Below are 5,657 nucleotides of genomic sequence, written 5' to 3'. Positions count from 1 at the left end.
TTGTTCCGGCAACCAAACTTGCCAGATCAAGTGTAATCACTCTCTTGCCATAAAGAACACGCGATACTTTTTTCTGTTGAATTCTTAAAGCTAAACCTTCGGCGATGGCTGATTTACCAACACCAGGTTCACCGATTAAGAGCGGATTATTTTTCTTTCTTCTTGAAAGAATCTGCGAAACCCTTTCGATTTCTTTTTCACGCCCGATCACAGGGTCGAGTTTACCGTCTCTGGCAAGCGAAGTTAAATCACGTCCGAAATTATCCAGCGTAGGAGTTTTGCTTTTTCCAGTCCCGATATTTCCGGTAGGTTTACGCATCTGCCCGAATTCTTCGCGCTCTTCGTCATCGTCGTAAGCGCTCATTTTCGGATCCTGTCCGGAGTTTTTAAGCATGGTCTGATACTCTTTGGTTACTCTTTCATAATCAATGTCATAAGAGCCTAAAATATTGGTTGAAGGGTCATCCGACTTATAAAGTATACCTAAAAGCAGATGAACGGTATTAATTTCTGAACCCTGATACTGTCTGCATTCGAGTTCTGACCGTTTTACTGCCTGATCGGCCATTTTTGTAAAAGAAATCTTATCGCTTTCTGCCGAAAACGGATTAAGTCCCGACACCGACATGGTTTCGATTTTTCTTCTAATTTGCGTTAAATCTGCACCCAGATTTTGCAGGATATCCTTTGCAGAGTTCTCTGTCTTAATCATTCCCAAAAGGAAATGTTCTGTATTCAGAAACTCACTTTGCAAACGTCTTGCTTCTCTTTTACTTTGTTGGAACACCTGATCCAAACCGTTTGAAAATTTATGATCCATATTTTTGATTCATTATTTAAGCATGAAGACTGCAACGAATCTTTAATGCCATATCAAAGTTACAAATACTTTACCAAAATTAAATAATGACTTTATGGCAGGATATATTTTATCATTCGGCTGAAAATGACTACGTTTGTCTCCCTAAATTTTTTAACTATGAGTCCGGAAATTACCAACTATATCGGCTACGCCGCTTCTTTCTTCGTTGTATTGAGTTTTGTGCTGAAAGACATCAAGAAAATCAGAATCGTAAATCTTATCGGATGTATTTTCTTTGTGATTTATGGGATTTACAGTGATTATCTGTGGCCTATTATTATTCCCAATGCCATTCTGTGCATTATTCAGGGGTATCATCTGGTAAAAAAAGACTAAATTTCTCTCATGAAAGTTCTGGTAAGCGTTTTTAATAATTTATCGACAGACCAACGTGTTGAAAAGGTATGCAGAACATTGTCCGAAAACGGATTCGCCATCGAACTTATAGGGAATAACTGGGGTGGCTTGCCTGATCTGAAACGCGATTATGCGGTTTCCAGAATTATATTAAAATCCAAAATTCTGCGGTATGCTTATGTGGAATTTCAATGGAAACTTTATAAAGAACTGCTGAAGAAAGCTGATCAGCACACTATTCTCCTTTCGAATGATTTGGATACCTTACTGCCCAATTATATGGTTTCAAAAAAGCTGAATATACCTTTGGTGTACGACAGCCACGAGATTTTTACCGAAATGCCGTCGGTCAACGGCCGCTTTACCCAAAATATCTGGCGGTCATTGGAGTCTTTTATTGCACCCAAACTGAAATTTGTGATGACTGCTAGTGAAAGTTACGCAGACTGGTTTCATAAGACCTACGGAATTGAAAGACCTGTTGTAGTGCAGAATTTCCCGCTGAAATCCGGAAATCCACAAGATTATTCTATAGTTAATTCACCAAAAGTAATTATTTATCAAGGGGTAATCAATCCATCCCGAGGCCTGGATAAGTTGATCCCGGAAATGCATAAAATTGAAAATGCAGAACTCTGGATTGCCGGTGACGGACCTAAAAAGAAGGAATTTCAGGAATTGACTAAAAATTTAGGTTTGGATAATAAAGTGAAATTTATTGGTAAAATTCTGCCGGAAAAACTCCGCGAAATCACCCAAAAAGCAGACTTAGGAGTAAGTATCGAAGAAAATAACGGGTTGAGTTACTATTTCTCAATGCCCAATAAAATATCAGATTATATTCAGGCAAGGATTCCCGTGGTGGTGTCAGATTTTCCGGAGATGAGGAAAGTTGCAGACCATTTTAAAGCAGGTGAAAAAATCCGGGATTACAACGAACTTGCACAAAAAATTCAGTTGGTTCTTAATAATGGGAAAGATTCTTATAAAGACGCTTTAGATCATGCGGCCTCACAACTTTGCTGGGAAAATGAAGAAAACAGATTACTTGGGCTTTTCGGTAAAATTAAATCCAGAACTCCTAAAAGCTAAATTCTTATCTTTGCACAAACAGAAATTTTAAGATGACCATCAAAGAAAAACAGCAGGAATTAATCGAAGAATTTGCATTTCTTGAAGATTGGGAACAGAAATACGAATATATTATTGACCTCGGAAAAGAACTAAAAGGACTTTCTGAGGACAAGAAAACGGATGCCAACTTAATTAAGGGCTGCCAGTCTAAAGTCTGGATTGATGCCGAGTTCCGGGACGGTAAACTGTTTTTCGAAGCCGATTCCGACGGTATTCTGCCTAAAGGAATTGTTTCGTTGCTGGTTTCTATTTACAGCGGGCATACAACCCAGGAAATACTGGATTCCGATTTTGACTTTATTTCGGAAATTGGGCTGCAGGAATTTCTTTCGCCTTCGCGTGCCAACGGCTTGATGGCCATGACCAAGCAAATTAAGTTTTACGCCGTTGCATATCAACTTAAGAAGTGATTACCATTTTAGCATACCGTTTTTCAGCTTTTGGCGATGTAGCGATGACAGTGCCGGTTGTGACTGAATTTCTGGAGCAGAATCCCGAGGTGCAGATTGTTTTTGTAACGCGGAAAAACTTCAGCGATTTGTTTGAAGGTGTTCCTAATCTTATTTTTAAAGGAGTAAATATTGATGATTACAAAGGATTTTTGGGTTTGCGGAAACTTGCCAAAGAACTCATCACAGAATTTAATCCTCATTATATTGCTGATTTACACGATGTTATTCGGACAAAAATACTCAACCGAATTTTTAGTCGGAAAAACTATCGTGTAGCCGTCATCAGTAAAGGAAAAGATGAAAAAGAGCATCTCACTGATATCTGGAATTTGGAAAAAAAACCGCTGAAAAAAACTACCGAAAGATATGCTGATGTCTTTCGGGATTTAGGGTTTTCAGTTGAATTATCCCATCAATATAGGACAGTTTCATTACAAAAAAATGGAATCGGTTTCGCTCCTTTCGCACAGCATGAAGGAAAAATGCTGCCCCTTGAAAAGTCATTCGAACTGGCAAAACATCTTTCAGAAAAATACAGAATATACTTTTTTGGCGGAGGAAAACATGAGGTAGAAACCCTCGACAAATGGGTTTCACAAATACCAAACGCTGAAAATGTTGCCGGTAAACTCAGTATAAAGGAAGAACTGTCGAAAATCGCACGTCTTGAGATCATGATTTCCATGGATTCTGCCAATATGCATTTAGCAAGTTTAGTAGGAACGCGATGCATTTCAGTTTGGGGATCTACACATCCTCACGCGGGTTTTCTTGGCTACGGACAGAGCGAAGATGATGTGGTTCATATAAAAGATCTTACCTGCAGGCCGTGTTCAGTCTTCGGTGACAAAAAATGTTACCGTGGCGATTGGGCTTGCCTTCATGAAATTAATATTCAGCAGGTTATCGATAAAATTGAATAGCGATAAAACAAAAAATTCTTTCAGATTAATGAAAGAATTTTTTGTTTGTAAGGCGTTATAAAAATTTGTCACCTTTTCTAACGTTCTTCAGGTCTTGGATGTAGTCCTTAATGAGCTGGTCGTTTTCCCGAGGACAAATTAGAAGTGCTTTATCGGTATCTACCACAATATAATTCTGTAAACCATCGATAACCGCTGCTTTGTTTTTATTTTTGAACTGAACGATATTGCCTTTTGCATTATATAAAAGTACATGTTTCGGATGCACGGTATTTTCGTTTTCGTCTTTATCGTAATTTTCGTAAACCGAAGTCCAGCTTCCTAAATCGCTCCAGCCTAAATCTGCAGGAATTACGTAAACATTCTTTGCTTTTTCAAGAATACCGTTGTCGATGGAGATTTTGGTTACTTTGGGATAAATCATTTCAATACAACGTACTTCATCTTCGGTATTGTATTCGCAACTCACAAACTGTTGCGACATTTCCTCCAGATGCGCATCGAAGGCGGCGAGGATTGATTTTACGTTCCAGATAAAAATTCCGGCATTCCAAAGAAAATCACCGCTTTCCAGGAAACTTTTGGCAATTTCCAGAATCGGTTTTTCGGTGAAAGTTTTCACTTTAAAATGGTCTGCATTTTTTTTATCGATGAACTGAATATAGCCGTAACCCGTATCAGGTCTGGTAGGAGTAATTCCTAACGTGATGAGGTAATCGTTTTTTGAAGCCAAATTGAAAGCCAGTTCCACTTTCTGCAGGAACGCAGTTTCTTTCAGAATCAAATGGTCTGCAGGCAGCACAATCATATTGGCGTCGGGATTTTCAGCCGCAATTTTCTTCGCCATGTAGATGTTGCAGGCTGCGGTGTTTTTCATCATCGGTTCGCCCACGATATTCTGTGGTTTCAGTTCCGGAAGCTGCTGTTCGGTCAGCGAAACATATTCTTTATTAGTGATGACGTAGATATTTTCTTTAGGAACAATCTGGCTGATTCTGTCATAGGTCTGCTGAATCATTGTTCGGCCCGTTCCTAAAATATCCTGAAACTGTTTAGGGAATTTCTGTGTACTCATTGGCCAGAACCGGCTGCCGACTCCTCCTGCCATAATAACGCAGTAATTGTTTGATTTAGACATGATTAACTTAATTTTTCTACTCTTGCTAAAGGTTTGAAAATATACCTTTTTCCGTTATCGAGATTCAGGCAAATATAGTTCTTTTTGCGTTTACCTTCTATGATATAAGTTTGTTTACGGTAAATAAAACGGTCCTCGGTTTCTAAATCTTCGATGTATGAAGTTTCGTCTTCGTAATTTTCGATGTGGAAGTATTTTACCAAATCCGGACTCGACATGAAATTGGCTTTCGGTGCTTTCGAGAATTTAAGGATGATCGGTTTTAAATCTTCAGAATAAATGGAAATACTTTCTAAAAGCATTGTTCTGAAAGTATTTTTCCATTCTGCACCATGCGGGGAAATACGGTTTCCGAAATTTTCGAAAGCCAGAAGATGCGCCAGTTCATGTGTTAAAACAAAAAAGAAAAGTTGCGGCTGCAATGTTGAATTTATCGTAATCTGGTGAGATTTATCCGGCATTTTCCGGTAATCACCCAGTTTGGAATTTCGTGCTTTTGTGATTTTAATATGAATATAATGTTCGCCAAACCAGGTTTTCAGATAAGGCAAAGTATTCTCAGGCAAGTATTTCTGAAGGTTGGCAACAGACATTTTATCACAGACTCAATGGGATTCCAGCATAGAAATTCAGGAGTTTCATACTGAAGAGATAGTTATATTTAGCCTGGGCTACAGATCCCTGCGCGTTGGCAAAATTATTTCTGGCACTGTTGAGGTCATAAACCGTAGAGCGACCTGCAGCAAAGCTTTTTTCGGCAAAATCCAGAGCCAGCTTCGCGCTTTTCTCTG

8 protein-coding genes are annotated in these 5,657 nt (G+C 38.8%); 4 read left to right on the top strand and 4 right to left on the bottom strand.

What is annotated here, in order from left to right:
• Positions 1-820: Clp protease N-terminal domain-containing protein (locus V5N63_RS04695; RefSeq protein WP_332033007.1), on the bottom strand; the 820-nt coding region annotated here is incomplete at its 3' end.
• A 159-nt stretch (positions 821-979) separates the two neighbouring features.
• Here V5N63_RS04695 and V5N63_RS04690 point away from each other — a divergent pair.
• The 4 genes from V5N63_RS04690 to V5N63_RS04675 are packed head-to-tail and all read left to right on the top strand — an operon-like array spanning position 980 to position 3,728.
• On the top strand, positions 980-1,198 hold the full coding sequence (locus tag V5N63_RS04690) for a uroporphyrinogen decarboxylase (protein ID WP_332033006.1): 219 nt from the start codon (positions 980-982) through the stop codon (positions 1,196-1,198).
• A gap of 9 nt (positions 1,199-1,207) precedes the next feature.
• Entirely contained in the window at positions 1,208-2,311 is a 1,104-nt protein-coding gene (locus tag V5N63_RS04685; RefSeq protein WP_332033005.1) for a glycosyltransferase family 4 protein, read from the top strand.
• Positions 2,312-2,343: 32 nt separating this feature from the next.
• A complete protein-coding gene (locus tag V5N63_RS04680; protein ID WP_088468414.1) occupies positions 2,344-2,763 on the top strand; it encodes a SufE family protein in 420 nt (139 codons plus the stop codon).
• Positions 2,763-3,728, top strand: coding sequence for a glycosyltransferase family 9 protein (locus V5N63_RS04675; protein ID WP_332033021.1), 966 nt, complete (start codon positions 2,763-2,765; stop codon positions 3,726-3,728). Before V5N63_RS04680 ends, V5N63_RS04675 begins: the two co-directional genes overlap by 1 nt.
• Positions 3,729-3,783: 55 nt before the next feature.
• On the opposite strand, the gene V5N63_RS04670 is transcribed toward V5N63_RS04675, so the two are convergent.
• From V5N63_RS04670 to V5N63_RS04660, 3 genes are all read right to left on the bottom strand, one after another.
• On the bottom strand, positions 3,784-4,866 hold the full coding sequence (locus tag V5N63_RS04670) for a mannose-1-phosphate guanylyltransferase (protein ID WP_332022567.1): 1,083 nt from the start codon (positions 4,864-4,866) through the stop codon (positions 3,784-3,786).
• Positions 4,867-4,868: 2 nt separating this feature from the next.
• Entirely contained in the window at positions 4,869-5,459 is a 591-nt protein-coding gene (locus V5N63_RS04665; protein WP_332033004.1) for a SprT-like domain-containing protein, read from the bottom strand.
• A 4-nt stretch (positions 5,460-5,463) separates the two neighbouring features.
• On the bottom strand, positions 5,464-5,657 hold a 194-nt coding region (locus V5N63_RS04660; RefSeq protein ID WP_332033003.1), incomplete at its 5' end, for a TolC family protein.

The sequence above is a fragment of the Kaistella sp. genome, assembly GCF_032060305.1.
Taxonomy (GTDB): Bacteria; Bacteroidota; Bacteroidia; order Flavobacteriales; family Weeksellaceae; genus Kaistella; species Kaistella yananensis.
The sequence above is the reverse complement of the archived record's forward strand: the minus strand, read 5'-3'. Positions and strand labels throughout refer to the sequence as shown.

Bases quoted from the DNA above. Each gene is read 5' to 3' on its own strand.
- V5N63_RS04690 (WP_332033006.1), top strand. From the start codon at position 980: ATGAGTCCGGAAATTACCAACTATATCGGCTACGCCGCTTCTTTCTTC.
- V5N63_RS04685 (WP_332033005.1), top strand. From the start codon at position 1,208: ATGAAAGTTCTGGTAAGCGTTTTTAATAATTTATCGACAGACCAACGT.
- V5N63_RS04680 (WP_088468414.1), top strand. From the start codon at position 2,344: ATGACCATCAAAGAAAAACAGCAGGAATTAATCGAAGAATTTGCATTT.
- V5N63_RS04670 (WP_332022567.1), bottom strand. From the start codon at position 4,866: ATGTCTAAATCAAACAATTACTGCGTTATTATGGCAGGAGGAGTCGGC.
- V5N63_RS04665 (WP_332033004.1), bottom strand. From the start codon at position 5,459: ATGTCTGTTGCCAACCTTCAGAAATACTTGCCTGAGAATACTTTGCCT.